This is a genomic window from Rhizobium sp. P28RR-XV, from assembly GCF_012641385.1.
In the GTDB taxonomy this organism is placed as follows: domain Bacteria; phylum Pseudomonadota; class Alphaproteobacteria; order Rhizobiales; family Rhizobiaceae; genus Rhizobium.
This window is the reverse complement of sequence record NZ_JABAIG010000009.1, coordinates 54,255-79,297: the sequence shown is the minus strand read 5'-3', so window position 1 is coordinate 79,297 and position 25,043 is coordinate 54,255. Positions and strand designations below refer to the sequence as shown.

Annotated in this window: 27 protein-coding genes; 7 read left to right on the top strand and 20 right to left on the bottom strand. The window is 60.7% G+C overall.

What is annotated here, in order from left to right; all coding sequences use genetic code 11:
* Positions 1 to 28: 28 nt before the first annotated feature.
* The 7 genes from flgG to flgF all read right to left on the bottom strand — a co-directional run bounded on the left by flgG (position 29) and on the right by flgF (position 4,967).
* Positions 29 to 817, bottom strand: a complete 789-nt coding sequence (flgG, locus tag HGP12_RS19720; RefSeq protein ID WP_168841026.1) for a flagellar basal-body rod protein FlgG — start codon at positions 815 to 817, stop codon at positions 29 to 31.
* Positions 818 to 914: 97 nt separating this feature from the next.
* A complete protein-coding gene (locus HGP12_RS19715; RefSeq protein WP_120662980.1) occupies positions 915 to 1,265 on the bottom strand; it encodes a flagellar hook-basal body complex protein FliE in 351 nt (116 codons plus the stop codon).
* Complete coding sequence (flgC, locus tag HGP12_RS19710; RefSeq protein ID WP_168841027.1) at positions 1,262 to 1,678, bottom strand: flagellar basal body rod protein FlgC; 417 nt, start codon at positions 1,676 to 1,678, stop codon at positions 1,262 to 1,264. Before flgC ends, HGP12_RS19715 begins: the two co-directional genes overlap by 4 nt.
* A gap of 16 nt (positions 1,679 to 1,694) precedes the next feature.
* Complete coding sequence (gene flgB, locus HGP12_RS19705; RefSeq protein ID WP_168879623.1) at positions 1,695 to 2,087, bottom strand: flagellar basal body rod protein FlgB; 393 nt, start codon at positions 2,085 to 2,087, stop codon at positions 1,695 to 1,697.
* A gap of 117 nt (positions 2,088 to 2,204) precedes the next feature.
* Positions 2,205 to 2,750 carry a flagellar protein gene (locus HGP12_RS19700; protein WP_168841029.1) on the bottom strand — a complete coding sequence of 182 codons (546 nt, stop codon included), beginning with the start codon at positions 2,748 to 2,750 and terminating at the stop codon, positions 2,205 to 2,207.
* Positions 2,751 to 2,835: 85 nt separating this feature from the next.
* Positions 2,836 to 4,221, bottom strand: coding sequence for a flagellar protein export ATPase FliI (gene fliI / locus HGP12_RS19695; protein ID WP_168841114.1), 1,386 nt, complete (start codon positions 4,219 to 4,221; stop codon positions 2,836 to 2,838).
* Between the two features lie 11 nt (positions 4,222 to 4,232).
* Positions 4,233 to 4,967, bottom strand: coding sequence for a flagellar basal-body rod protein FlgF (gene flgF / locus HGP12_RS19690; protein WP_168841030.1), 735 nt, complete (start codon positions 4,965 to 4,967; stop codon positions 4,233 to 4,235).
* A gap of 223 nt (positions 4,968 to 5,190) precedes the next feature.
* Here flgF and motA point away from each other — a divergent pair, with 223 nt between their 5' ends.
* From motA to HGP12_RS19660, 6 genes are all read left to right on the top strand, one after another.
* On the top strand, positions 5,191 to 6,063 hold the full coding sequence (motA, locus tag HGP12_RS19685; protein ID WP_168841031.1) for a flagellar motor stator protein MotA: 873 nt from the start codon (positions 5,191 to 5,193) through the stop codon (positions 6,061 to 6,063).
* A 5-nt stretch (positions 6,064 to 6,068) separates the two neighbouring features.
* Complete coding sequence (locus HGP12_RS19680; RefSeq protein ID WP_168841032.1) at positions 6,069 to 7,013, top strand: FliM/FliN family flagellar motor switch protein; 945 nt, start codon at positions 6,069 to 6,071, stop codon at positions 7,011 to 7,013.
* Positions 7,014 to 7,081: 68 nt separating this feature from the next.
* Positions 7,082 to 7,612 (top strand): flagellar motor switch protein FliN, encoded by a 531-nt coding sequence (gene fliN / locus HGP12_RS19675; RefSeq protein ID WP_168841033.1) that lies wholly within the window; start codon positions 7,082 to 7,084, stop codon positions 7,610 to 7,612.
* Between the two features lie 48 nt (positions 7,613 to 7,660).
* Entirely contained in the window at positions 7,661 to 8,704 is a 1,044-nt protein-coding gene (gene fliG, locus HGP12_RS19670) for a flagellar motor switch protein FliG (protein ID WP_168841034.1), read from the top strand.
* Between the two features lie 93 nt (positions 8,705 to 8,797).
* Positions 8,798 to 9,877 carry a flagellar biosynthesis protein FlhB gene (gene flhB / locus HGP12_RS19665; protein WP_168841035.1) on the top strand — a complete coding sequence of 360 codons (1,080 nt, stop codon included), beginning with the start codon at positions 8,798 to 8,800 and terminating at the stop codon, positions 9,875 to 9,877.
* A 5-nt stretch (positions 9,878 to 9,882) separates the two neighbouring features.
* Positions 9,883 to 10,323 (top strand): hypothetical protein, encoded by a 441-nt coding sequence (locus HGP12_RS19660; protein ID WP_168841036.1) that lies wholly within the window; start codon positions 9,883 to 9,885, stop codon positions 10,321 to 10,323.
* A gap of 52 nt (positions 10,324 to 10,375) precedes the next feature.
* Here HGP12_RS19660 and visR read toward each other — a convergent pair whose 3' ends face one another.
* From visR to HGP12_RS19595, 13 genes are all read right to left on the bottom strand, one after another.
* Positions 10,376 to 11,122: a transcriptional regulator VisR gene (gene visR, locus HGP12_RS19655; protein WP_168841037.1), complete on the bottom strand. Its 747-nt coding sequence runs from the start codon at positions 11,120 to 11,122 to the stop codon at positions 10,376 to 10,378.
* Positions 11,123 to 11,133: 11 nt separating this feature from the next.
* A complete protein-coding gene (gene visN / locus HGP12_RS19650) occupies positions 11,134 to 11,871 on the bottom strand; it encodes a transcriptional regulator VisN (protein ID WP_168841038.1) in 738 nt (245 codons plus the stop codon).
* Between the two features lie 526 nt (positions 11,872 to 12,397).
* Positions 12,398 to 14,074, bottom strand: a complete 1,677-nt coding sequence (gene fliF, locus HGP12_RS19645; RefSeq protein ID WP_168841039.1) for a flagellar basal-body MS-ring/collar protein FliF — start codon at positions 14,072 to 14,074, stop codon at positions 12,398 to 12,400.
* Between the two features lie 165 nt (positions 14,075 to 14,239).
* A complete protein-coding gene (locus tag HGP12_RS19640; protein ID WP_168841040.1) occupies positions 14,240 to 14,629 on the bottom strand; it encodes a hypothetical protein in 390 nt (129 codons plus the stop codon).
* Positions 14,630 to 14,645: 16 nt separating this feature from the next.
* The gene (gene cheD / locus HGP12_RS19635) at positions 14,646 to 15,200 is read right to left on the bottom strand and encodes a chemoreceptor glutamine deamidase CheD (RefSeq protein ID WP_168841041.1); all 555 of its coding nucleotides are present in this window, start codon (positions 15,198 to 15,200) and stop codon (positions 14,646 to 14,648) included.
* Positions 15,197 to 15,586, bottom strand: coding sequence for a response regulator (locus HGP12_RS19630; RefSeq protein ID WP_004128537.1), 390 nt, complete (start codon positions 15,584 to 15,586; stop codon positions 15,197 to 15,199). Before HGP12_RS19630 ends, cheD begins: the two co-directional genes overlap by 4 nt.
* Positions 15,586 to 16,629 carry a protein-glutamate O-methylesterase CheB gene (gene cheB, locus HGP12_RS19625; protein ID WP_168841042.1) on the bottom strand — a complete coding sequence of 348 codons (1,044 nt, stop codon included), beginning with the start codon at positions 16,627 to 16,629 and terminating at the stop codon, positions 15,586 to 15,588. The genes HGP12_RS19630 and cheB overlap by 1 nt, the downstream gene beginning before the upstream one ends.
* Entirely contained in the window at positions 16,626 to 17,534 is a 909-nt protein-coding gene (gene cheR / locus HGP12_RS19620; protein WP_168841043.1) for a protein-glutamate O-methyltransferase CheR, read from the bottom strand. The genes cheB and cheR overlap by 4 nt, the downstream gene beginning before the upstream one ends.
* Positions 17,531 to 17,998, bottom strand: coding sequence for a chemotaxis protein CheW (locus HGP12_RS19615; RefSeq protein WP_168841044.1), 468 nt, complete (start codon positions 17,996 to 17,998; stop codon positions 17,531 to 17,533). Before HGP12_RS19615 ends, cheR begins: the two co-directional genes overlap by 4 nt.
* Positions 17,999 to 18,002: 4 nt before the next feature.
* Complete coding sequence (locus HGP12_RS19610; protein WP_168841045.1) at positions 18,003 to 20,288, bottom strand: chemotaxis protein CheA; 2,286 nt, start codon at positions 20,286 to 20,288, stop codon at positions 18,003 to 18,005.
* 16 nt (positions 20,289 to 20,304) lie between these two features.
* Entirely contained in the window at positions 20,305 to 20,670 is a 366-nt protein-coding gene (cheY1, locus tag HGP12_RS19605; RefSeq protein WP_034488652.1) for a chemotaxis response regulator CheY1, read from the bottom strand.
* Positions 20,667 to 20,963, bottom strand: coding sequence for an STAS domain-containing protein (locus tag HGP12_RS19600; protein ID WP_168841046.1), 297 nt, complete (start codon positions 20,961 to 20,963; stop codon positions 20,667 to 20,669). Before HGP12_RS19600 ends, cheY1 begins: the two co-directional genes overlap by 4 nt.
* A gap of 62 nt (positions 20,964 to 21,025) precedes the next feature.
* A complete protein-coding gene (locus HGP12_RS19595) occupies positions 21,026 to 22,672 on the bottom strand; it encodes a globin-coupled sensor protein (RefSeq protein WP_168841047.1) in 1,647 nt (548 codons plus the stop codon).
* A 718-nt stretch (positions 22,673 to 23,390) separates the two neighbouring features.
* Here HGP12_RS19595 and HGP12_RS19590 point away from each other — a divergent pair.
* Entirely contained in the window at positions 23,391 to 24,920 is a 1,530-nt protein-coding gene (locus tag HGP12_RS19590; RefSeq protein ID WP_168841048.1) for a glycosyltransferase family 39 protein, read from the top strand.
* Positions 24,921 to 25,043: the final 123 nt, after the last annotated feature.

The following is a 25,043-nucleotide window of genomic DNA, read 5'->3' as shown; positions in this document are numbered from 1 at the left end:
AAACCTCATGTTCGGCCCGTCCCTCTTGCTACTTCAGGTTCTTGCTGACGATCTGCGCCATTTCGTCGGCCGTCGTGATGACCTTGGAATTCATCTCATAGGCGCGCTGCGCCGTGATCAGATCGGTGATTTCCTTGACCGGATCGACGTTCGACGATTCCAGGTAGTGCTGCTTCATGTAGGCGAAGCCGTTCTCGTTCGGATCAGAAACGACCGGATCGCCGGAAGCCGGCGTCTGAATGAAGAGGTTGCTTCCCATCGGCTGCAGGCCGGCTTCGTTGACGAAATTCGCGATCTGCAACTGGCCGAGCACGGTCGGCGTCGTCGCAGTGCCGATGATCGCGGACACCTGGCCGGACTGGCTGATGGTGAGGCTGCTGGCATTGTTCGGGACGGTGATGCCCGGCTCGAGCACGTTGCCATCCGGTGTGACGATCTGGCCTGTGTCGCTCTTGTTGAAGGAGCCGGCGCGGGTGTAGGCGGTCGTGCGGTCCGGCATCTGGATCTGGAACCAGCCGCGGCCGACGAGCGCGACGTCGAGATCGTTCTGCGTCTGCGACAGTTCGCCCTGGACCTGGATGTTGCGGACAGCCACGGTCTGTACGCCGAGGCCGATATTGGCGCCCTCCGGTACCACCGCCTGGTTCGGCCTGTTGGCAATGCCCTTGGCACGCTCCGTCTGGTAGAGAAGGTCGGAGAACTCGGCGCGCGAGCGCTTGTAACCCGTCGTATTGATGTTCGCGATGTTGTTCGCGATTACTTCGAGATTGGTCTGCTGGGCATCCATGCCCGTCGCGGCGATTGCGAGCGCTCTCATGCTTTCGTCCTTGGATCTAGGGCGGAACCTTCGAAGCCGTGGAAGGGCTTTCGAAAGACTCTCGCCAAATCAGGTAATTAGAACGGAGAGATCCGCTCTATATCTGCATCTTCGTGATATCGAGAAACGCTGAGACGACCTTGTCACGCAAGGCGATCGCGGTCTGCAGGGTCTGGTCGGCCTGCATGACCTTGTCGACCACCTCGCGGGTGCTCATCGTGCCCTTGATACCGGCAAAGGAGGCGTTTTCCGCTTCCTTCAGCGAATTGACGGAATCCTTCGCGACGTTCGACATGACCGACGCGAAACTCATTCCGGCGTCCGCTCCCATGGCGACGGCCGGTGAGGCATTCATCGCGCTGGAGGCGGCAGAGGTCAGATCCGTGGCGATGCTGCCGAGGCCGCGGGTCGCCGAGAGGGAGGCTACATTCTTAATCGTGTCGATCATTGGTTCTTCAGCAGATCAATAGTGGAGGAGATGAGATCACGGGCCTGCCGGACCGTCTGCAGATTGGCCTCGTAGGAGCGATTGGCTTCCCGCATATCGGCCATCTCGACGAGGACATTGACGTTAGGCATCTTGACGTAGCCCTTCTGGTTCGCCGCCGGGTTGTCGGGGTCGTATTCTTCGACGAACTTGCCTGTGTCTTCACCGAGCTTCTTGACACCGACCGTGGTAAGGCCGTTGGCGCGATCCATTTCCGCGCCGAAGGTCACCGTCTTGCGCCGGTAGGGATCGGCGCCGGGCGTATCGCCCGTCGAGCGGGCGTTGGCGATATTTTCAGAGACGATTCGCAGACGAGTCGATTGAGCCTCCAGGCCGGAGCCTGCAATTTTCAATGCGGCTGATAAGGGGTCCATGGCATCTTCACTTCATCTATTGTTTTACGGCCATCAACATCATGCGATGAAAGGAGCCTATGAGCGCGGTGTTCAAGCTGTACTGGCGCTTGATGTCCCCGGCCTTGGCGAGCTCGTCTTCCAGGCCGACGGTGTTACCCGATTCCTGGACGCCAATTTCCTGATTGAGCGACGCTTCCTCGACGTTGATGTTGCCGCTCGTGCTGAATTCATTGCCCGAAAGATGCGCGGGATTGGTGCGGACCATGTTGACGTTCTGATTATCCAGAACGGCCTGGAACGGCGTCACATCCTTCGCGCGATATTTCGGTGTATTGGCATTGGCGATATTGCCGGCAACAACCTCCTGGCGCACCTGGAGCCACTCGGCTTGCCGCGAGGCCAGGTCAAAGAGCTGTATGGGTTGCATGGCCTTCTCTCCGTTCTTACACTAGGAACCTAGCGGGATAATCTTGCGTGGGACTTGCGGGAAATACGTTCCTGAGAAGTCTTTGAAATACTTGAAATCCCGGCGTTTGCGGGTTTTTCAATTATTGCCGTAGACATCGCCCGCCGACGTGACGATGACCCACTTTCCGTCCCGTTGTTCGATCGAAGCCAGCCGGCTGCTGTCGGGCAGAACCGAGCCGACCCGCACGACATACATGCCGGTGTCGTCCTCGATGAGCGCGCGGCCATTTGCGATATGCAGCAGATGGAACGGGGACTTGCCAGGAAAAGGCTGCTGGTCGGCCGGTTCCCCCTGGTCATCCTCGCGGCCGGCGTTGCTGACCGTCGCGGTCGTCAGCGGATCGGGAATGATATCCTTCGGCTCGCCGGGATTCCTGTTGACCATGGCAAGCGGCGACACGCTGACGATCTCGCGGCCTGGCCAATTCGGCAGATCGCGCGTGCGGTCGCCTTCGGCCACGTGGATGCCGAACTTGTCCGGATTGAGAAAGACATACCAGGGAAAGAAGGCCGAGGCGCCGGCAAGCACCAGCCCCGTGAAGGCCAGCGCCCTATCCGCAACGGTTCGCCTTCTCGCCTGCTTCGGCGGGGCGACCGGCTCATCTGCGTCGGATTCTCTCACTTCTGGCCCCTCTTTCGGCACGAAATTCGGCGATACCCTGCTGCATGCGGACAAGGAAAAATCGAGCTAAGCTTCCTGGCGATCATCACTTGCCCCTGACCGGGACGCCGCTCGAGGCGTTCCTGAGAGCGGTGGCAAGATCGGTGAAGGCATCCGCCGACGGCTCTTCGCCCGGGGTCTGCTTCAGGATGTCGTAGATGATCGGCACCTGGCGCACCGCGATATCGAGATCGGCATCGCTGCCCTGGCGATAGCCGCCGATCAGGCGCAGATCGCGCGTTTCCTCGTAGCGGTGCACAAGCGCCTTCAGCCGCGAAACCAGTTTTTCCTGATCGGATGACCAGGCCTTGCGGGCGAGACGCGATACGGACGCCAACGGATCGATCGGCGGGTAGCGGCCTTCCTCGGCAAGGCTGCGCTGGAGAACGATATGGCCATCAAGAATGCCGCGGGTGGAATCGGCGATCGGATCGTTGTGATTGTCGCCATCGACGAGGATCGAGATGATGGCGGTGATCGTGCCGGTACCCTCCGGTCCCGGGCCGGCGCGCTCGAGAAGGCGCGGCAGCTCGGTGAACACCGACGCGGGATATCCGCGCGCGATCGGCGGCTCGCCGGATGCGGTCGCCACCTCGCGGATGGCATGGGCGAAGCGGGTGACGCTGTCGACGATCAGCAGCACATTGTCGCCCTGGTCGCGGAAATGCTCGGCGATGGTGACGGCCGAAAGCGGCGCCATCTTGCGCAGCATCGGGCTTTCATCGCTCGTCGCGACGACCGCCACCGATTTCTGCATGTGCGAACCCAGCGTATCCTCGATGAATTCGCGCACTTCGCGGCCGCGCTCGCCGACGAGCGCGATAACCACCTTGTCGAAGGCATCGGCTCTTGCCAGCATCGACAGCAGCGTCGATTTGCCGACGCCGGAGCCGGCAAAGATGCCGAGGCGCTGGCCGAGGCACAGCGGCGAGAAGATATCGATGGCGCGCACGCCGGTCTTGAACCCGGTTTCGACGCGCTTGCGCGTCATGGATGGCGGAGCGGTGTTGGAGATCGAGCGCGATTCCAGGCCCACCGTCAGCGGCCCGAGCCCGTCGATCGGCTCGCCCAGCGAATTGATCGTGCGGCCGCACCAGCTCTCGTCGGGCGCGATGCGGAAGGCTCCCTTGCGGATGATGGTGTCCTGGATACCGATCGGTTCGCCCGGCTCGATCGGGCAGACATAGGTGAGCTCCGGCTCGACGCGGACGACCTCGCCGAGATGAATGCCGGTCTGGGAACGATGCGCGACGAAATCGCCGAGACGTACCTGCCTGGAGAGGCCCGCGACGGTGTAGTGCCCGGCGGCGATGGTGCGCACATGGCCGCCATGGGCCACGGCATTCTCCGCCATCGCATATTGGCCCGCCAGAACGGCCATATGCGAAAGCTTCGGCGACATCACGCCCTCCGGCAACCGATCCTCGACCATCATCCGTCTCTTTACTGGCTGCCGCCGAGGGTCTTGATCGCGTCGGTGAGGGTGCCCTCACTGCTGCTGGTGAGCGTGCTGATATTGTCGAAGGCGCGGCTGACCTCGATCAGGTTGGTCATTTCCCGCATGCCGTTGACATTGGAATTTTCGAGGTAGCCCTGGGCGATGCCCACGTTGGAGCGATCAACAACCGGCTGCGGGGTATCGGTCGGCAGAATGCCGCTGTTCTCGTAGCGCAGGAAACCCTTGGTGACGTCTGAACTGTAGAGACCGATCTGGCCCATGCGCTTGCCGTTTTGCGAGATGGTTCCGTCCGACGAGACGCTCGGTGCGCCGCCGGTCGGGTCAAGCTGTATCGGCGCGCCGCCGGGATCGAGCACGGGAAAGCCGCGCGTGGAAACCAGCGCACCGCTCTCGCTCATGGTGAAGCGGCCGTCACGCGTGACAACCAGCCCCGCCGGCGTGTTGAGACCGAAATAGGCGTCACCCTTGACGGCGAAATCGAAAAGATTGCCGGTATTTTGCAATTCGCCGTTGTCGGTCGAGAGATAGTCGTTGCCTTGGGATACGAAGGCGACCTTGGCGTTGAGCTTGTTTTCGGTATTGCTGAGAACCTGATTGAACTTGACCTCGGTACCGCGGAAGCCCGTGGTGTTCACATTGGCCAAATTATCGGCGATGGTGGTCAGCCGCCGCTCGAGCGCCATCTGGGACGATAGCGCGACATAAATACCAGACTGCATTTTCAACGCCCTCCGGACATTGGAGAATAACGGGAAAGGAAACGCTACCGGCGCTCCTACATTTCGTTAGCGGGGCATGGATGCCCTTACCCATCATCCTGCAGGGCTTGGCTTGTGCGAAGCTGACAAGGCAAAAAGCGCTTCCGCGGACACATCGAACAGCCTCACGCAAGGCAGCTCCCCTAGTTCATCATATGAAGCAACGTTCAGGTGTGGACCGACGATGAATATTATTATCGGATTTGTAGTAACCTGCGGCTGCATCATAGGCAGCTTCATGGCCATGGGCGGAGACGTAGGGGCGCTGTTCCAGCCCTTCGAATTTGTCATTATCGCAGGCGCCGGTCTCGGCGGCTTCATCATGGCCAATCCGATGAAAGTGGTGAAGGATTCGGGCAGAGCGCTCGGAGAAGCCTTCCGGCATGCGGTTCCCAAGGAACGCGATTATCTCGACACGCTCGGCGTGCTCTATTCCCTGATGCGCGACCTGCGCACCAAGTCGCGCAACGAGATCGAGGCCCATATCGACAATCCCGATGAATCGACGATCTTCAAGGCCGCGCCGACGGTCCTGAAGAACAAGGACCTCACCGCCTTCATCTGCGACTATGTCCGCCTCATCATCATCGGCAACGCCCGCTCGCACGAGATCGAGGCGCTGATGGACGAAGAACTCGAAACCATGATGCACGACAAGATGAAGCCCTATCACTCGATCACGATCATGGGTGATTCCTTCCCGGCGATCGGTATCGTCGCGGCCGTTCTCGGCGTCATCAAGGCGATGAGCCACATCAACGAATCGCCCGAAGTGCTCGGCCATCTCATCGGCTCGGCGCTGGTCGGCACCTTCCTCGGTATCATCCTGTCCTATTCGGTCTGCGCGCCGCTGGTCTCGCAGATCAAGGTGGTGCGCAACAAGCAGCATCGCCTCTACGTGATCGTGAAGCAGACGCTGCTCGCCTACATGAACGGATCGGTGCCGCAGGTCGCGCTCGAATATGGCCGCAAGACCATCTCGTCCTACGAGCGTCCCTCGATCGACGCCGTTGAGCAGGAGATGATGAACCCCGGCGGTGAAAGCAAGGCAGCTTGACGATCATGAGCCAGCAACCCGCGTATAAGACACAGACGATGGACCGCACCCTCTTTGCCAGACTTACCGGCAATCTCGGCGATCAGGCAGCGCTTGCCAAGCTTGGCGCCGCCTTCACTCAGGTCTATGCCGAATTCCTGCCCGACATCATCAAGAACGAGACCGGCCTGGATATCAACATCGCCTATGGCGGCTGTCAGTCCGGCCCGATGAGCGACCTGATCGCCGGACTGGGCGGCAACCATGCCCTCGTCAACGGCTCGCTGCGCAACTGGGCGCAGAAATTCATCCTCGGCTGCGGCGCCGGCTTCATCATGACGCTGACGGAACATATGCTGGGCGCCCGCCCGGAAGACATGGAAGCCGCGGTCGCCCGGCCGCTTTCCGCGATCGAGCTCGACCTTTCCGTCATGGTGTTCGACAAGATCGCCAATGTGCTGCGCTCGGCGGTCAGCGCGCCCGGAGGCTTCGAACCCTATCTCGACCCGCCCTACAACATCGAGGATCGCCTGAAGGCCGTCGGCGACGAGGGCAATGATTTTGCGGCAGCGATCACCATGGCAATCTCGCTCGGCAAATCGACTTCCCATATCGTCATCATCGTGCCGCAACGCGATCTGCTGCGCACCGTCGTCAGCGCCCCCCGCGCCAAGAACCCGACGGCCGCCTCCCAGACATGGTCCGATCAGCTCAGCGAGCAGGTGCGCCGCTCGCAGGTGACATTGGAGGCGCGCATCCGGCTGCAGTCGCTGACGCTCGACACCATTTCCAAGCTCGCGGTCGGCGACGTCATCCCCTTCATGGATGCCGGCGACGTCCGGGTCGAAGTCAGCGCCAACAGCAAAGACCTTTACATCTGCGAATTCGGCCGCTCTGGCGAAAATTATACGGTGCGCGTCAAGGATAACGTCAATTCCGACGACGAGCTTCTTCGACACCTTATGAATTGACCAGCCGGAGGTGGTCGGTCGCCCACCCACGGCAGCTTGAGGCAAGTTTCAACTGGAATAGTGATTTCATGGCTACGAAGACGACAAAGCAAAGCAGCGAGGAATCGCTGGAAATTTCAAACAGCGACGCCGCCTTGGACGAGGCCATCGACGGTCTGCGCGGCGTTCTGAAGAAGGATAGCGACGGCGATCTGCCTGACTTCGACGCCGATACGTTCGGCGCAGAGACAAGCACCGACCTTTCTACCTTCGGCGATTTCGGCGACGACACTTCCGGTCCCGCCTTCGACGACGGTGACTTCGGCGGCGTTTCCGCGGAACCTTCAGCCCCGGGCAGCGCACTGACGGCCAATCTCGATCTGATCATGGATATTCCGATCGACGTCCAGATCGTGCTCGGCAGCAGCCGCATGCAGGTGTCGGGCCTGATGAATCTGACAGAGGGCGCAATCATCGCGCTCGACAAGAAGATCGGCGAACCCGTCGAGATCACAGTGAACGGCCGCAAGATCGGCCGGGGCGAAATTACCGTTCTGGAACATGATGACACCAGGTTCGGTATCAAGCTCACAGAAATCTACAACACGAAGAAAAGCTGAACCGGCTCAGGATGAGCCCACTCCCCCTGCGGGATGGAGACGAAGACCATGATGGACTTTGACGATTTCAGCGGCGCGCTTGCCGAGAAACCGTTGACTCAGACTGAAAAAGCAGCCGCCGTCCTTCTCGCAATGGGAAAGCAGGTAGCAGGACGGCTGCTCAAATATTTCACGCAGAACGAGTTGCAAATGATCATCGCCTCGGCGCAATCGCTGAGGCTCATTCCGCCGGATGAGCTCGCCCAGCTCGTGGCGGAATTCGAAGACCTCTTCACCGAGGGCGCCGGCCTCATGGACAACGCCAAGGCCATCGAAAGCATTCTCGAGGAGGGCCTGACGCCAGACGAGGTGGACAGCCTGCTCGGCCGCCGCACCGCGTTTCAGGCCTATGAGACATCGATATGGGATCGCCTGGGCGAAGCCGATCCGGTCTTCGTCGCCAAGTTCTTCCTGCGGGAACATCCGCAGACCATCGCCTATGTGCTGTCCATGATGCCTTCGGCCTTCGGCGCAAAGATCCTGCTGCAGCTTCCCGAAGCCCAGCGCGCCGATGTCATGAACCGCACCGTCAACATCAAGGACGTCAGCCCCAAGGCCGCCCAGATCATTGATAACCGCGTGCTCGGACTGATGGCCGAGATCGATGCCGAACGCAACACTTCCGGCTCCACGAAGGTCGCCGACCTGATGAACGAGCTCGACAAGCCGCAGGTCGATACCCTGCTGAGCTCGCTGGAAACGATCAACAAGGAATCGGTCGAGAAGGTCCGTCCGAAGATCTTCCTCTTCGACGACCTCACGCGCATGCCGCAGCCGAGCCGCGTGCTGCTGCTCAACGACATCGCCTCCGACATTCTGACGATGGCGCTGCGGGGATCCGGCAACGAGATTCGCGAGATCGTTCTGTCCTCGATCAGCCCGCGCCAGCGCCGAATGATCGAATCGGACCTGCAGATGGGCAATACCGGCATCAATCCGCGCGAAATCGCCATCGCCCGGCGCGCCATCGCCCAGGAAGCCATCAGGCTTGCCAATTCCGGCCAGATCGAACTCAAGCCCCGAGAAAATACGCCTGTGGAAGAAGCGGCGTGACCTCGGCGCGACTCACCTAAATCGTCTTAAACTGTTCAGTACCGGGCCGCGTATGATGCGCGGCCTCTTTCCGTTTCGCAAAGGGCGGCTGCTTTGGCTGACGAAGACAAGGACAGTAAAACAGAACGACCGACGGAGAAAAAACTCCGCGATACCGTCGAGAAGGGCAATGTGCCCCACTCCAGGGAGGCGACGCTCTTTGCCTCCATGCTGGCAACGGTCATCTACGTCACCTTCTTTCTGCCGACGCGCATGGGCCGCTTGGGCGAGATATTGCGGGATCTCTTCGAAAAGCCGGATCAATGGCGGCTCGATACGGGTCCCGACGCCATCTCCCTGTTTACCCGCATAGGCTGGGAGGCCGGAAACATGGTGTTGCCTGCCGTGGTGCTGTTCTTCGTCTTCGGCATCGGCGCCTCGATATTCCAGAACCTGCCCACGCCTGTCCTGGAGCGGATCCAGCCGCAGTTTTCGCGCATATCGCCCGCGTCGGGTTTCAAGCGCATCTTCAGCACGACCGGCCTGGTGGAATTCGGCAAATCGCTCGCAAAGATCGTGCTCGTCAGCATCGTCATGTTTTTCGTGTTGCGCGGCCAGTTCTTCCACGCGATCGATTCGATGGTTTCCGATCCGCAGACCATCTTCGTGCGCCTGTCGACGGTGGTTCAGCGGATTCTCATCATCGTGCTGATGGCGACCGCGATCGTCGGCATCGCCGACCTGCTGTGGAGCCGCCATCACTGGTTCGACCAGCTGAAAATGACCAAGCAGGAAGTCAAGGACGAACATAAGCAGTCCCAGGGCGACCCCATCGTCAAGTCGCGCCAGCGCTCGGTCGCACGCGACCGCGCCCGCCGCCGCATGATGAAGCAAGTGCCGCGCGCCACGCTCATCATCGCCAACCCGACTCATTTCGCCGTTGCGCTGCGCTATGTGCAGGCGGAAAACGATGCGCCTGTCGTCGTCGCCAAGGGCCAGGATCTGATTGCCTTGAAAATCAGAGAGATAGCCGAGGCAAACAATATTCCCGTTTTCGAAGATCCACCGCTCGCGCGCTCCATGTTTGCGCAAGTCTCGGTTGATAGCGTCATACCGTCAGTATTTTACAAAGCTGTCGCCGAGCTCATCCATCGGATCTACGCCGCGCAGTCGAATAGAAAACGGGTACGATAAACCAAATGAAAAAATGCCCCTACTCTGCCCAACGTGAACAAATACTAGCCGAAGCCATCAGCCCCGTCGCCAGCGAGCTGCGCCTCCTTGATGCAGCCGACCTGATCTCGCTGCTGCGCTTCGAACGATACGGCAATCTTGGTGACCTCGTGGCCTCGGCCGCCGAGCTCTATTTTCTTCCAGGCATTGTCAATTTCGGTCTTGGCGGCGACTACAAGCTCGATTGGGGCGGTCCGGCGGAGGTCACGCTCGACCTGGAAATCAAGCCGCAGGGCGTCACCATCTATGCCAAGCTGGCGCTGACGGAGCACCTTGCCGGCATCGAGATCAATCACATCGCCTTCGATAGGGCATCGTCCGACCCGGATGAAAACACGGCGCTGCTCGCACACAGCCTGAGAGAAGCGCGCTACGTCGTCCGCGGCGAAGCGGCGCACGCAATCTGAAAAGATTCATCATTTCGAATTTGCAAAGGCGATTTGCCGAGGCGCTGCAACGTCAGCTTATGTAGCCGAAGCGGATCGCCTTTGCGATTGCCTGGATACGGTTGACGCTGTCGAGCTTGATCGTCGCCGATCCGAGATAGGCATTGACGGTGTGGACCGACAATCCCAGCTTTTCGGCGATTTCGTCGCTGATGCGCCCGTCACCGGCAAGCTGCAGGCAGGCAATCTCACGCTCGCTCAACGCTTCGGCGGCCTGTGAGCGGCGCTCATCCAGCGACAGGAGCTCCATCATGATCTGGCAGCTGCGGCCATGCAGCTCGACGATCATGTCACTCGCAAGATCCATGAACTTGGCCGTGAAGACGATATAGCCGTTGCCGACCGCGCCCAGCCGCACCGGAAAAGCCACGCCGGCAAAGGGCAGAAGATGCGGCTTCAGCCGCTGCGTGAAAACGGCAAAGTCCGGTGTCTCGGCCGTGCTGTCGCTATCGCGCCCATTCCACATGAGCGGCAGCAGCGATTTGTCGATATGCTCGATCATCGCCTCGCCGTAGGCTTCCAGGAAGGATTTACCGACGACGGAATTGGCCGAGCCCCAGTTGTCGAGCTCGCAGACCAGCCGCTGCTTGTGCGGCAGGCCGGAGCCATGAAGGCGATAGACGGCGAAATGCTGCGCATCGATCAGCTTCTGCATCGACACCAGCTTCGGAAAGAGATCGGAGCGGCCAGAAATCCTGCCGGAACGGGTAAGCCGCGATTCGCCGGGCCTGTCCGTTGTCCTGTCTGGCTGATAGCGCATCCGGTAAGCCCTTAAACGAGATTGTTTCGCACCGCGAAGGCGATGGCCTCCGAGCGGGTCTTGGTGGCGGTCTTGCGCATGACGCTGGTGATGTAATTGTTGATGGTATTACGCGAGATCCCGAGAATCATGGCGATCTCGTCGCTCGTCTTGCCCTCGGCAATCCAAAACAGGCATTCCAGCTCGCGATCGGTCAGATCGAAATCGCGCTCCAGCTTGCCTCCGGCGCACCGGGTGGAGCTCGCGAGATAGCTAGACAGAAGACCGACATCGCGCAACCGCTCCGATGACGGCGTTACCGATTCACGCACCAGCAGCAGCAAAGAGAAGCGTGTACGCCCGACATTGAAGCTCAGGGCGTGATATTGGCGGCCGATGCCGTCAGGCAGGGTGACGTCGTCCGGCAAGAGCGCCGCGCTCGGCTGAAACACCGACATGCATTTTTCGAGCTCGCCGATGCGGCCATAACCGCTGGTCAGTTCCGCCGCCAGGCGCCTGACGAGATCAAAGGGCCAATCGGAGGAAATGACGAAGTCGAGACCACTTTCCTGGATAAGATCGGAGCGCACGAGGAGGTAGTAGGAGGCGCCGGCGTAGCTGGTCAGCGCATGCAGGCCGGCTTGCAGATAGGCCGGGCCTGCAACGGCATTCAGCTGCAGAATGAGCTGCTCGCGTGACATGGCTCCGGCATGCACGACTGATCGCGCATCCCTATCGCTTCTGCTCACCTGCGATATCTGCATGTCCATACTTGCATTTCCTGCCGCTGTTGGGCGATCGGCCGTCAACGAGAGCATTGTTTCGCCGGAACCCGGCACATCGCCCTGGAAAATCGACAGGGATTTTCCATGAGGCATCAAAACCGGATCTTCTCTACCGCGACACGAACACAACCCGGCGGAAACGGGCGGATGAGCGTACCCATCCCTGAATTCCACGTCGGCAATCGAGCCCGCATATACCGCCGCGGGCACGATCTACGAACCATGAACCGATTTTTCCGCGCTCCGGAATCTGCAAACGCTTTAAACATGCGAAACGCGGAAAACGAGGGCCAATTGGCTCCGGATACAGGGCCGTTACCCAATAAGCATACTATTTGTAAGTCGATTCTTTCTACCCAGCAACTGGATATCCGGGGAATTCCATCTTACGAGCACGTCAATTTACTTGGCAGCGGCTAATTGATCACAGTTGAAATGGCAGATATCGGCAAGATCAACGCGCCGGCGTTCTCGCAACGAAAAAGGACCGGGATATCTCCCGGTCCTTTGTTCATGCCGCCTGGTCGACAGCCCATTTTCTGAGGATCTTTGCGGCGCGCTCTTCGCTGATTTCCACCATCCGAGACAGGCGACGCTCCGGCCCTTCCTTGACGCGACGGTTGAAGGTGCCGCCATCGTCGCCCATCGTCAGCAGATCGTCGGTGCTGTCGAAGCCGAAGTCCGAACCGAAGCCGTCCATCAGCGCCGCGCCGGGACCGCCGGCGGCGGGCGCGAAGTCCGGCAGCTCCAGCCCGGCCGCCTCCGGCAGTGCCGTGCTGCTTGCGGAGCCGCCGAGCGAGCGGATCAGCGGACGGAAGCCCATCCAGACGATCAGGAAGGCGACGGCGACGAAGGCCAGCGAGTTGATGATGCCGGCCATATTACGGCTCAGCGTGTCCGTGATGCTGAAGCTGGAAGACGTATCCTCAAGCAGCTGGTTGTCGACGAAGTCCATCGCATTGACGGTGACCATGTCGCCGCGCGTCGTATCGACGCCAGCGGCCGTCGCGACGATCTTCTGCATCTCGGCGGTATAGGCATCGATCTTGGCCTGATCCGCGCCTTCGCCGACCATCTGCGCGATGCGGCCCTTGTTGACCACCACCGCGACGGACAGCTTTTCGATCTTGTAGCTGTTGCGCGTCGTGGCTGTCGTCTTGCTGTTGATTTCGTAATTGGTCTGCTCTTCGCGCTTGTCCGACTGGTCGTTCGACGTCGGCGTGTTGCCGCCGGACTGCGGGGCCGCCTGCGGAATATTCTGTTCCACGGTTGCGGCGCTGTCGGGCTGGCTCTGCTGCGATTTCTGCGCTTCCTTCACCGTACGGACGGAGCGTTCGACCTTCGAGTCCGGATCGTAGGTGGTTTCCTGCACCTGCTGACTGTCGGTGTTGAGCTGCGCCGTGACGCTCGAGCGGAAGTTATCCGCGCCGAGGAACGGCGCGAGCGCCTTGTTGATGTTGGATTCGACTTCGCTCTGTACATTCTGCACGATGCCGAGATTGCGGTTCAGAGCGCCATTGCTCGGGTCATCGCCCGATGCGAGCAGCTGGCCCGTCGAGTCGAGGATCGTGACGTCATCGACCTCCAGGCCCGGAACAGCGGAGGCGACAAGGTGGCGGATAGCCGACGCGGATTTGCGGGCTGCTTCCGCGCTGGCGCGGATCATGACGGACGCCGTCGGCTTCTGATCCGCCTTCCGGAAATTGCCGACGTCCTGCATGACGATATGGACGCGCGCGGCACTGATGCCGGCGATCGAGGTAATGGTGCGGCCGATTTCACCTTCAAGTGCGCGCACGCGGGTGACTTCCTGCATAAAGGAAGTCAGGCCGAGCGAACCGACATTGTCGAACAATTCATAGCCGGCATTGCCGCTATTGGGGAGGCCGCGCTCGGCAAGCAGTGCGCGAGCCTTGCCGGTCATGCCGGCTGGAACGGTCAGGCTGGTGCCGTCGGAGCCGACCTGGAAATTGATCTTTGCCTCTGCGAGAGCGATGCTGATCTGATTGAGATCGGTCGCATCCAGGCCGACATAAAGCGTCTCTTGGGAGGGCTTATTGACGTAAAGGGCGGCAAAAAGGATCAGCAGCATGGAGACGGCGCCGACACCCCCCAGGATCATCAGCCGCGTTCTCCCGAGATTCTGAATATTCCGAAACAGGGGAACTAATTGATTTAACAGATTCATTCTGTTCTCGCACGATTCGTCAAAGACCTGATGGCTTTGTACCCTGCGGAGAAAATAGAAATCGAAACTTGTGCGAACGTTTCGTCCGGCTGAAAAACGGGAAAAAGTCGGGAGGAAATGATGAAGATTATATAAGAAAAACAGTATTTATAACCGGCAACCAGATCAGAAGAAATCAAAGTCGCCGGCGGCCTTCGCCATGGGCTGAGAATGCGCATGGAAACCACCGCCGCCAAGCGCCTTTTGCATCTCCGTCAGCTTGACCAGGCTCAATGCCGTTGCCAGATCGACCGTCCAGCCCTCGGGCATGGTCCCGGCGATGGTGTCGATGAATTCGGCGATGCCGCGGGTCTTCTGCACGGCAAGGTCGATGCCCTGAACAACCTTCATCGCCTCCGGCGAGGCCATTATATCGGTGCCGCTGAGATCGAGCAGCTGCGGCTCGATCCGCTCGATCAGATAGGCGACGTCATGCAATTCGGAAACGACCCGCAGGAGGATGGCGGGAAGCGTCTCCTCGATGGCGGCCGTTTCAATACGCTGGAAGGGGGTCATGCGGTAGCCTCGCTGATCAGAAAAATTCGATCGTATTGTCGACCGGCTTGGGAGCCACGACCGGACGCTGTTCCAGCGCAACGGTCTTCTGCGTCTCCGCGCCGGTCAGCGGGTATTGCCTGGCCCTTCCGGAGATCGGCCAATATTCGATTTTGCGTCCATGCTCGCCGCCCGTGCTGGAGCTGACGACCGGTATGCCTTCGTCTTTCAGAAACTGCATGGCGAAGACAGCATTCTGCTCGCCGACATTGGAGAAGGTCGCGATCGTCTTGGCACCGCCGAAGACTTTTGCTTCCAGCCGGTCGCGCCGCGCCCCCTTTTTCAAGAGGCCGTTGATCAGAAGTTCCATCAGGTGCACGCCGTAACGCGTCGCGTCGCCACCGCTCATCGGCGAAGTGGCCATTCCCGGGAGGAGGAAATGGTTCATCCCGCCGACGCCGGCGATGGGATCGCGCAGGCACGCCGCTACGCAAGAGCCGAGAATGGTCGTCAGTACCACTTCTGGATCGCTGATGACCTTGTACTCGCCCTGAATAATATGCACGCGACGGGCAGCACCCTCGACGATCATTTCAACGCTCCGAAGACAGCCTCGATGGCAGCTTTCATCTTCTCGATGGTGAAGGGCTTGGCGAGCACGTTGTTGGCCCCGAGCTGCGCCGCCTTCTGGACCAGTGCGCGGTCGCCCTGCGCCGTCAGGATGATGAAGGCCGCCTTCTTCGTCGTCGGATTGGTCCGGACTGCCTGCAGCAGACCGAGCCCGTCCATTTTCGGCATGTTGAAATCGGAGATGACCAGATGATGGGGCTGCTGCTCCATGATCTTCATCCCCTGCTCACCGTCGCCGGCGGCGGTGATCTGCTTGAAACCGAGCTGCGTCAGAGCATCGCTCAGCAACAGGCGGCTGGTAACCTGATCGTCGACGATCAGAACTTTGATTTTCTCCGCTAGAGACATTATTCGCTCCCTTCCTTTCGGGCGGCTGTTATCTTCAAAATTTCCTCGCCAATGACGTTCAGCGGAAACTGTTGTTCGACGGCGCCAAGCTCATGGGCGACCCTCGGCATGCCGTAGACCACGCAGGTCTTTTCGTTCTGGCCGATGGTGCGCGCACCGGCGTGGCGCATCTTGAGGAGACCGGCGGCGCCATCGCGGCCCATACCGGTCAGGATTACGCCGACGGCATTGCGGCCTGCCAGCTCGGCAACCGAATCAAAGAGCACGTCGACCGAGGGGCGATGGCCGTTGACGGGCCCGCCGTCTACCAGACGGCAATGGGGTGCTGCGGCATTGGCGACCCGCAAATGCCTTTCGCCGCCCGGCGCCAGATAGATCTTGCCGATCTCCAGCCGCGCGCCGTCGGTCGCCTCCTGGACAACAGGCGCGCAGAGGCGGTTCAGCCGTTCAGCGAAACTGCGAGTGAAGGTCGGCGGCATATGCTGCGTGATGACGGTCGGCGGGCAATTGGCCGGGAATTTCTGCAGCACATTGATCAGTGCCTCGACACCACCGGTGGAGGAACCGATGGCGACGATCTTGCGTCCCACGCGGAAATCTGAAACGGCGGGCGGCGGCACGCGCTGCGCGGCCGGCTTGACATATTGCCGCTGAGAGCGGGCTGCCGCCTTTACCTTGTCCGCCAGGTCGCCGAAGGGGTGCGGCTCGCCCGGCGCCGGCTTTCCGACGCAGTCGAACGCGCCGATCTCGAGGGCTGCGAGCGTCGCGTCGGCGCCGCGATGCGTCATCGTGGATACCATGATGACGGGCATGGGCCTGAGCGTCATGATCTTTTCGAGGAATTCGAGGCCGTTCATGTTCGGCATCTCGATGTCGAGCGTGACGACATCCGGATTAAGGGCCTTGATGGCGGCGCGCGCTTCGAGCGCGTCGCCGGCCTGGCCAACGACGTCGACTTCCGGGTCGGAGCGCAATACGGCCGTGATCAGGCCGCGCATGGTCGGGGAGTCGTCGACCACGAGAACACGGGCAGCTGCGTTCATGGTTTCCTCCCCGCGCTCTTGCCGAGATAGCGATAGGTGGTGATGCCGATATTGTCGAAGACGTGCTTCGCCTCGCCGGAGACCCGTTCGGAGTGGCCGATATAAAGGTGGCCGCTGTCATGCAGCTGGCCGGCAAAGCGCGTCCAGATCTTCGTCTGCGTCGGCTCGTCGAAATAGATGACGACGTTGCGGCAGAAGATGACGTCGAACATGCCCTTGAAGGGCCATTGCGCCAGCAGGTTCAGCTCGTTGAAGGTGATCAGCCGCTTGACACGGTCGTCGATCTGGAATTTGCGCCTGCCCTGGACATTGACCTCCTGGAACCATTGCTTGCGCATGGCGGGCGAGACCGTTTCGAGCGCCGTCTCATCATAGGCGCCCGCGCGGGCCAGGCCGAGGATCTTGGGATCGATGTCCGTCGCCAGAATCTTGAAATCGAATTCCGCGGCATTCGGCATCAAGGCGAGTACGGTCAGCGCAATCGAATAGGGCTCCTGCCCGTCGGAACAGGCGGCCGACCAGATGCGTACCCGGCCACCGGCCTTGGCGCGCGCCAGGAGACCCGGCAGAACCTCGTCGCGCAGATGATCGAAATGATGGTTTTCGCGGAAGAAGCGCGTGAAATTGGTCGTCAGATGCGAGAGCATCTCACGACGCGCCGCACTTCCCGCCGGCGAGGAAACCAGCTGGCAGTAGTCGCGGAAACCGGCAAGACCCAGCGCGCGAATATGCTTCGACAGCCTGGAATAGACGAGCGACGCCTTGCTCTCATTGAGCGAAATGCCCGCATCCGCATAGATCATGGCGGCGATTTCCATGAGGTCGCGCCGCGTCAGCGGATATTCGCCGCTCGCCAGCACCTCGTCCGGAGACGCCTTGAAATCCATAGCTCCCATCACGCTCATGCTGCTTCGCTTTCGCTTTCAGGGAACAGGGCTTCCAGCTCGATCAGGCAGATCATGCGGCGGTCGATCGCCACGATGCCGCGCGCAAACTGCCGCTCTTGATCGAAGGAGACTTCCGGCGTCGGCTGGATGCTGTCGTCGGTGATGGTCAGGATGTCCGACACCGCATCGACGAGAAGGCCGACCGCCTTCCGCTTGACCTGGGCCACGATGATGACATGCCGCGCCGTCGGCTCCGCGCGCTTCATGCCGAGCCGGGAGGAGAGATCGATGATCGGCAAGACCGCGCCGCGCAGATTGATGACACCCAGCATATAGCCAGGCGCATGCGGCATGGCCGTTGCGGGCGTCCAGCCGCGAATTTCGCGAACCGACATGATGTTGACACAGAATTCCTGGTCGCCGATGCGGAAGGCGATCAGCTCGCGGATGCCCTGTGTCAGGTTCTTGACGGCATAGGACATGAACTCACCCCACCGCTGCGTAAGACATTTCAGGCTTCAGCGACTGGCCGCGCGAAGCACCGACCACGGCATCGACGTCAAGGATCAGCGCCACGCGGCCATCGCCGAGAATGGTCGCGGCCGCAATGCCCGGCACATGCGTGTAGTTGGCCTCGAGGCTCTTGATGACCACCTGACGCTGGCCCTGGATGGCATCGACCATGAGGGCGCGCTGACCGCCGCCTTCCGATTCCACCAGCAGCGCGACACCTTCGACGGGATTGGCCTGCGTGGCGCGGAAGTTCAGGATACGGCCGACATCGACCAGCGGGCAAAAGCTGTTGCGGATCGAAATCAGGCGATGGTTCGCGCCGAAGGAATGGATGGCGGAAGCCTCCGGCTGCAGCGTCTCGACGATCGCGGTCAGCGGCACGACAAGCGTCTGGCCGGCAACCGTCACCACCATGCCGTCAAGGACGGCGAGCGTCAGCGGCAGGCTCATGGTGAAAACCGAGCCCTGCCCCGGCCTGGAGCTGATGTTGATACGGCCGCCGAGCGCCTGGATCGAGCGCTTGACCACATCCATACCGACGCCCCGGCCGGAAATGTCGGAGATCTTGTCGGCGGTCGAGAAGCCCGGCAGGAAGATCAGATTGTCGATTTCCTCATCCGACAGATTAGCATCGGCCGGGATCAGATCGTTGTCGATGGCCTTCTGACGCACCTTCTCGCGATTGATACCGGCGCCGTCGTCGGCAAGTTCGATCAGGATGCGGCCGGAGCGGTGCTTTGCAGTCAGGCGAACCGTGCCTTCCGGATTCTTGCCGAGCGTCGCGCGCTTTTCCGGCGTTTCGATGCCGTGGTCGACGGCATTGCGGATCATATGCGTCAACGGTTCGGCCAGCTTGTCGATAACAGTCTTGTCGACTTCGGTGTTTTCGCCCTCGGTGATCAGGCGGATCGACTTGCCGGTCATGTCGGCGATTTCGCGGACGATGCGCGACATGCGCTGGAAGACCGGCTTCACAGGCTGGGCGCGGATCGCCATGACGCTGTCCTGGATCTCGCGGGTGAGCTGCTGCAGCTCTTCGAGACCCATGTTGATCGAGGATGCACCGTTGTTGTCGTTCTCGATGACGCTCTGCGACAGCATCGCCTGGTTGATGACGAGCTCGCCGACAAGGTTGATCAGGCGATCGACGCGGTCGAGGTCGACGCGGATGGTCTGGCCGACGCCCGCTGCGGCGGCGCTGTTCTGCGCGGCGGCCGCGTTGGCGGCAGCGGCGGCGGCAAGGGCAGCCTCCTTCTTCTCGACGCGAGCGGCAACTGAGGCAAGCTGCGTGACGTTGCTGGCGGTTTCAGCTGCGGCAACGGCAGCGGCGGCATCATTCTTCGGAGACGCCGCCTGCTCCACGCCTTCGGCGGCCGGTGCCGCGCCGTCATCATCGAGGGCGGAGAGATCGAAGGGTACAGGCACCATCGGCAATTCGTCGCCGCTCGAGGAGCCGGCGCTTTCGGCCTGCCTGATATCGAGATCGCAGTCCCATTCGGCAAATTCGAAGACGGTGCGAATGGCGTCTTCGCCCTTGTCCGTCTTGATCGAGATCGTCCATTTGAAATAGGCGCTTTCGGGATCGAGATCAGGAAGACCCGGCAACATATCCATGTCGCAAAAGATGTTCATCTCGCCCAGCCGCGCGAGGTCTCGCAGCAGCAGCGTTGCGTCGTTGCCCTTGGCATAGAGATCCGAGCGCGGCCTGAAGTCGACTTCATACTCCGGCACGCCGTCGCCGGCCGGCTCGTTGCCGCCGAAATCGTCATCGAAGCTGAAGGGGATCGGCTGGAAACCGCTATCATCAGTCGGAGCCGGTATGGCGGACTTGGGAGCGGCCTCGACGACGACTGCCGCGGCCGACGACGCGGGCAATTCGCCATGGGCCAACGCCTCCAGTTCCTTGACCAGGCCGCGGCTGCGGGCCTGATCGACACTGCCGCCATCGCGGGCGGCATTGGTAAGATCCGCCAGAACGTCGGCGGCCTTGAGCATGACCTTCAGGACATCCTGGGTCGGCTCCAGCTTGTTGGATCGAACGCAATCAAGCGTGGTCTCGAAGACGTGGGCGAATGCGACCAGGTCGTCCAGACCGAAGGCACCTGCCCCACCCTTGATGGAATGAACGGCGCGGAACACGGCATTGACGGTTTCCGGATCACGGTCGCCGTCATTCATTTTCAGGAGACCGGATTCCAGTTCGGCGAGCTGCTCTTCGCACTCCTGGAAGAAAATCTCTTTGATTTCGTTCATATCCATGAGGGGTGGATCCTGTTTAGGCGGTTACGCGCTCGATGGCATCGATCAGCTTGGCGGGGTCGAACGGCTTGACGATCCAGCCGGTCGCACCGGCCTGGCGGGCACGGTTCTTCTTCTCCGCATCGCTTTCGGTCGTCAGCACGAGGATCGGAACGGCACGGTATTTGTCGTTGCGGCGCACGCCCTCGATGAAGCCGAAGCCATCGAGGCGCGGCATGTTGATGTCCGTGACGATGACGTCAGGATTGGCCTCTTCCAGAATTTCCAGGCCCTCGACGCCATCTTCGGCCTGAATGGTCTCGAAACCCGCATTGTTGAGGGTCACGAGAAGCATGTTTCGGATGGTTCGTGAATCATCCACCGTCAGTACTTTTTTCTTCATTGCCGGATCTCCTTGGCAAGCAGATGGGAGATATCCACCCCGATCACCTGCATTGTTTTTTGAAATGCGTCCGACACCTTGGAGAAGGTGAAGGGGAGCTTGTCCTCATCCCACGTCTTGGCGGCGGCCATGATGACCTGAACGCACAAGGCTCCGATCCTCTCGACGCCGGACGCATCGATCGCGACATTGCTGCCGCGCATCCCCATCAGCGTGCCGCGAAGGGCTGAGGCCTCGTTGAGGTCCAGCACCGCGGCCAGACTGATTGTCTTTTCGCCTTTCTTGCTCGGCATCGCTTCATTCCTCGTTGTCTGAAATCAGGCCGCTCGGCCCGCATGTGCATGAAACTGAAAGATCAATAGGCATTGCGATCACCTCCCGATGCGGCCCTGCGAAGCGGGAAGCCGAAATCCGCCATCTCATCTTCGTCCCGCCCGTTGCTGGGCTCGTCGCGGGTGGGGAGCTGTCGTTGCTGAGAGGCTCTCGCCGGCGCCGAAAATGCCGCATGGCGCCGCTCGCGCTCGATGCGGAACTCGCGAATGGTCCGGCCGAGCTCGACGACGACGCTATGCAGATGATCGGCGCCTTCCTCGGAGCGGCTTGCCTCGCTTCCGGCAACCGCCGCGCGCTCGCCGTAGCCGCCGATGTCGGTCGTGAGTGCGTTGAGGCCGGCGACCTGCTCGTCGCTCGCCGCGGCAATCCCCGAGATCGCCTGGTTGATATCGGTCACCTGACGGACGATGCCGCCGATCGCATCCTGGGTGCGGCCGACCATCTGCACGCCGGCATCCACCTGCGCCTTGGTACCCGTGACCAGAACCTTGATCTCGCGCGCGGCATCGGCGGAACGCTGGGCGAGTGCGCGAACTTCCTGCGCGACGACGGCAAAGCCGCGGCCGCTGTCGCCGGCGCGAGCCGCCTCGATGCCGGCATTCAAGGCGAGAAGATTGGTCTGGAACGCGATTTCATCGATGACACCGATGATCTGGCCGATCTTTTCGGCTGATGTCTCGATATCGGCCATGGCCGATATCGCCTGGCCGACGATGCGGCCGCTGTCTTCCGCGGCCACGCGGGTCGATGCCGTGACGCGCTCGGCCGAGCGCGTATTGGCCGCATTGCCGCGCACCTGCTCGGCAAGCTCCGCGAGCTGTCGCGCCGAGACCGCGAGCGCACGCGATTGTTCGGACGATGTTTCCGCCAGGGATTTTGAGGCACGGGAAATGGCGTCGCTTGCCGCTTCCGCCGCCTGCACGCCAGCGGACAGAGCCGAAAACTGCTGCTGGATGTCCGCCAGCGCCGCATTCAAGGCCTCGGCGACCTCGGTATAGGCTTCCGGACAATCACTCGTCATCCGGGTTGTAAGGTCGCGATCGGCAAGGCCGTTGGCGAGCTCAGCGATGAATGCCGCCGCCTCGCCGCGATCGGCGGCCCGCTGTTCGGCCAGCGCCCGCTGATGGCCGACCCGCAATTCGTTGAAGCGCAGCGATACCGCGATCTCGACATCGACCATCACGAGGCGCACGACTGATGTGACGAGCTCGCTGAGCTCGCGGGCGCGGCGCTTGGCTCCGGGGAGGATGGCACGGCCCCCCATGTCGTCGAGAAGGCCGGTAAGCAAATGCTCGAGCATCACCCCATGGCCCGCGACGTGCCAGCGGGGGTCGAGACCCATCTTGCTTTCGCTGTCGGAAAGAACCTTGACGCGCTCGGCATAAAGACTGTCGAAACGGGCGTCCGTCAGCACATCCCAGTGTGAGGACTGCAGATCCTGAAGGCGTTCGAGCTGGTTTTCGCTGGAAAAATTGCGCGCGGCGTCCGGATAGGCCTGGAACCGATGGAAAAGATCACGCAGGCCGGCTTTCAGATGTGTCTCGAGCATCGGCCGGTTGCGGCGCAAGCTGTCGCATTGCCCGGCATCGAGACCAGCAAAACGCAAGCGGTCGCGAAGGCTGCCAGCCTGCGCCCTGCCTGCCTGATCTGATGGCGAATCCTGCGCCAATACCGTCCCCGCCGAACTGCCGCGCGCCCAAGCGCCGGCGAAACCGCTGATGATCCGCGCCAGGCGCAATGAGGAGGCGAGGAAAGGCTGTCATCGCCTTCGATCGATCGATCGCGGCGCTGAAGCTCGCTCGTTCATCAAAGTCTGCTGCGGACCTGTTTGATGAAGTGGATACCGGATCAGACCCGGTACGACGGGGCGGCTTCATGCCTGGTGAGAACGAGTCACAATTTTCCCATTCCGACGTTCAACTTCAATGTTTATGGTTAATTCCTTGCCCGAAGGTTAATGACGGAAGAAGGCGTGCTCTGCAGTACTTCGCCCTAAATTAGGCATTACTTTCAGATATATATTTTCGACCGGTAGAAACGCGGATCGCAAGTCACGAGCAAGCTTCATATCTTACTGCTCAGGGGATAGACAGCTTCGATGTCGATACGGAGAGAGCAATGATTGTTCTTGGTTTGACCGCCTCGCTGATGGCCGGCCTGACGCTCGCGGCGTTCATGCTTCTGTGCCGCATCGAGGAGACGCGCGGGAAAGCCGCTTCACGCGTCCTTTAGGCGCGCTGCAACACATCTCGGATTTCAAAATCGGATGCATGGCGCTTCGCGGCCATGCCGACCAGCATCGCTGTCTTCTGGATGACCAGGAGCTAGCTTTGGTCTCAATAGTTCCGTATTAAGCCTCACGATCAGGCACCGAGACCCATCCATTAATGCTCGACACGACCCATTCTCGAACGACTGCCCAGAAACTTTCTCTGCGCGTGGCCCTCGCAATCATCTTCGGAATAACGCTCTGGCGTATCCTCATGTTGCTGGTCAACAGGACGGACCTCTTTGTCGACGAGGCGCAATATTGGTTCTGGGGCCAGAACCTCGATTTCGGCTACTACTCCAAGCCGCCGATGATCGCCTGGGTCATCCGCTTCTTCAACGCGATTTCCGGGTCGGACTCAACATTCTGGATCCGCATTTCGGCGCCGCTCTTCCATCTCGCCACCGCCCTGATGCTCATGTGCACCACGCGGCGGCTGATCGAGGGCGAGGAGGGACGCGAGATTGCGCCGTGGGTCGGCGTCATCTTCACCACCCTTCCGGCCGCTTCACTTTCGGCCGTGCTGGTCTCGACCGACACGATCCAGATCCTGTTCGTGACGATCGCGATCTGGACCTTTCTCGGCCTGACCAGGCGGTCTTCGGCGCTTGAGGCTTTCATCCTCGGCGCCAGCCTTGGCATCGCCTTCCTGACAAAATATTCGGTGCTCTTCCTTTTGCCGGGGGTCGGCATCGCCATGCTGACAATGCGCTCGGCGCGCATCGCCTGGCGGGACGTCGCCATTGCCGCCATCGTCGGCGCCATCGTCGTTTCGCCCAATCTCTGGTGGAATTTCGCCCATGATGCGGCGACCATAAAGCACACCGAGAATATTGCCCAATGGAGCAAGGATGGTGGCAACAGCGGCCTTTTGAAGCATATGCTCAGCGGGCTCGGCTTCTTCGGCGCGCAATTCGGCGTGGTCGGTCCGGTCGTCTTCTATGCCCTGCTGTGGGCGACCTGGCGGCTGATCCGCGGACAGAGCGACGACCGGGAAAAGCTGCTGTTCTGGCTGTCGGTACCCGTCGTGGCTCTCATCACGCTGCAGGCCTTGTTCGCCAAGGCCTACGCCAACTGGGCCGTCTGCGCCTATGCCGCCGGCACCATACTCGCCGTCTGGATACTCTATCGCCTGACGAAGAAGGGATTGAGCACCTCGCTGATCATCGGCGCCGTCGTCGCCTTCGTGATCCCGGTGATGACGGTCTTTGCCTATGACATCAAGCTGCCGAACGGCGATCTCGTCATGAAGCGCTATGTCGGCCGCACCATCATCAGCCAGGAAATCGCCGACATAGCGACGGACGCGAAGACACCAGTTATCGTGGCCGAGGATCGCGATACCCTCGCCGATCTTTTCTATACGCTGAAGGGCAAGCCTTTCCGGATCTATGCTCGCAATTTCGGCGGCTTTCCCAACAACTATTACGAGCAGAACTTCTCCATGCCGGGCGACGTGACCGGGCGGGTGCTGTATATCGACAACGGCCCGTTCGAATGCCCGGAAAGCCAGGTAGACCTCATCAAGAGTTGGTCGCCGCCCTATGGCGAGATGAAAGGCAAAACGCTTCATGCCTATCGCGTTCAGGCATCCTGCCTGGCACCCAAACCGTCAGCCGCCGCCGGAACGGGAGCGACGGAAAATTAAGAAACCGAGCCGGGACTGTTGACCCATTCGCGCAAGTGCATCATGACATGCCGCACTATAGCGCCGCGCGTCACATGTGACGCGCAAAGGTCGCTAAAGCACTTTTGATCTGCTGCATAATTC

Bases quoted from the DNA above. Each gene is read 5' to 3' on its own strand.
- HGP12_RS19600 (WP_168841046.1), bottom strand. From the start codon at position 20,963: ATGCCGAGCAAGAAAGGCGAAAAGACAATCAGTCTGGCCGCGGTGCTG.
- fliG (WP_168841034.1), top strand. From the start codon at position 7,661: ATGATGGACTTTGACGATTTCAGCGGCGCGCTTGCCGAGAAACCGTTG.
- HGP12_RS19590 (WP_168841048.1), top strand. From the start codon at position 23,391: ATGCTCGACACGACCCATTCTCGAACGACTGCCCAGAAACTTTCTCTG.
- cheR (WP_168841043.1), bottom strand. From the start codon at position 17,534: ATGAGCGTGATGGGAGCTATGGATTTCAAGGCGTCTCCGGACGAGGTG.
- fliI (WP_168841114.1), bottom strand. From the start codon at position 4,221: ATGGTCGAGGATCGGTTGCCGGAGGGCGTGATGTCGCCGAAGCTTTCG.
- HGP12_RS19680 (WP_168841032.1), top strand. From the start codon at position 6,069: ATGAGCCAGCAACCCGCGTATAAGACACAGACGATGGACCGCACCCTC.
- flgF (WP_168841030.1), bottom strand. From the start codon at position 4,967: ATGCAGTCTGGTATTTATGTCGCGCTATCGTCCCAGATGGCGCTCGAG.
- fliF (WP_168841039.1), bottom strand. From the start codon at position 14,074: ATGAATCTGTTAAATCAATTAGTTCCCCTGTTTCGGAATATTCAGAAT.
- HGP12_RS19715 (WP_120662980.1), bottom strand. From the start codon at position 1,265: ATGATCGACACGATTAAGAATGTAGCCTCCCTCTCGGCGACCCGCGGC.
- flgC (WP_168841027.1), bottom strand. From the start codon at position 1,678: ATGGACCCCTTATCAGCCGCATTGAAAATTGCAGGCTCCGGCCTGGAG.
- motA (WP_168841031.1), top strand. From the start codon at position 5,191: ATGAATATTATTATCGGATTTGTAGTAACCTGCGGCTGCATCATAGGC.
- HGP12_RS19615 (WP_168841044.1), bottom strand. From the start codon at position 17,998: ATGTCCTATGCCGTCAAGAACCTGACACAGGGCATCCGCGAGCTGATC.
- visN (WP_168841038.1), bottom strand. From the start codon at position 11,871: ATGGACATGCAGATATCGCAGGTGAGCAGAAGCGATAGGGATGCGCGA.
- cheB (WP_168841042.1), bottom strand. From the start codon at position 16,629: ATGAACGCAGCTGCCCGTGTTCTCGTGGTCGACGACTCCCCGACCATG.
- HGP12_RS19630 (WP_004128537.1), bottom strand. From the start codon at position 15,586: ATGTCTCTAGCGGAGAAAATCAAAGTTCTGATCGTCGACGATCAGGTT.
- HGP12_RS19660 (WP_168841036.1), top strand. From the start codon at position 9,883: ATGAAAAAATGCCCCTACTCTGCCCAACGTGAACAAATACTAGCCGAA.
- fliN (WP_168841033.1), top strand. From the start codon at position 7,082: ATGGCTACGAAGACGACAAAGCAAAGCAGCGAGGAATCGCTGGAAATT.
- HGP12_RS19640 (WP_168841040.1), bottom strand. From the start codon at position 14,629: ATGACCCCCTTCCAGCGTATTGAAACGGCCGCCATCGAGGAGACGCTT.
- flgB (WP_168879623.1), bottom strand. From the start codon at position 2,087: ATGCAACCCATACAGCTCTTTGACCTGGCCTCGCGGCAAGCCGAGTGG.
- visR (WP_168841037.1), bottom strand. From the start codon at position 11,122: ATGCGCTATCAGCCAGACAGGACAACGGACAGGCCCGGCGAATCGCGG.
- cheD (WP_168841041.1), bottom strand. From the start codon at position 15,200: ATGATCGTCGAGGGTGCTGCCCGTCGCGTGCATATTATTCAGGGCGAG.
- HGP12_RS19610 (WP_168841045.1), bottom strand. From the start codon at position 20,288: ATGGATATGAACGAAATCAAAGAGATTTTCTTCCAGGAGTGCGAAGAG.
- cheY1 (WP_034488652.1), bottom strand. From the start codon at position 20,670: ATGAAGAAAAAAGTACTGACGGTGGATGATTCACGAACCATCCGAAAC.
- flgG (WP_168841026.1), bottom strand. From the start codon at position 817: ATGAGAGCGCTCGCAATCGCCGCGACGGGCATGGATGCCCAGCAGACC.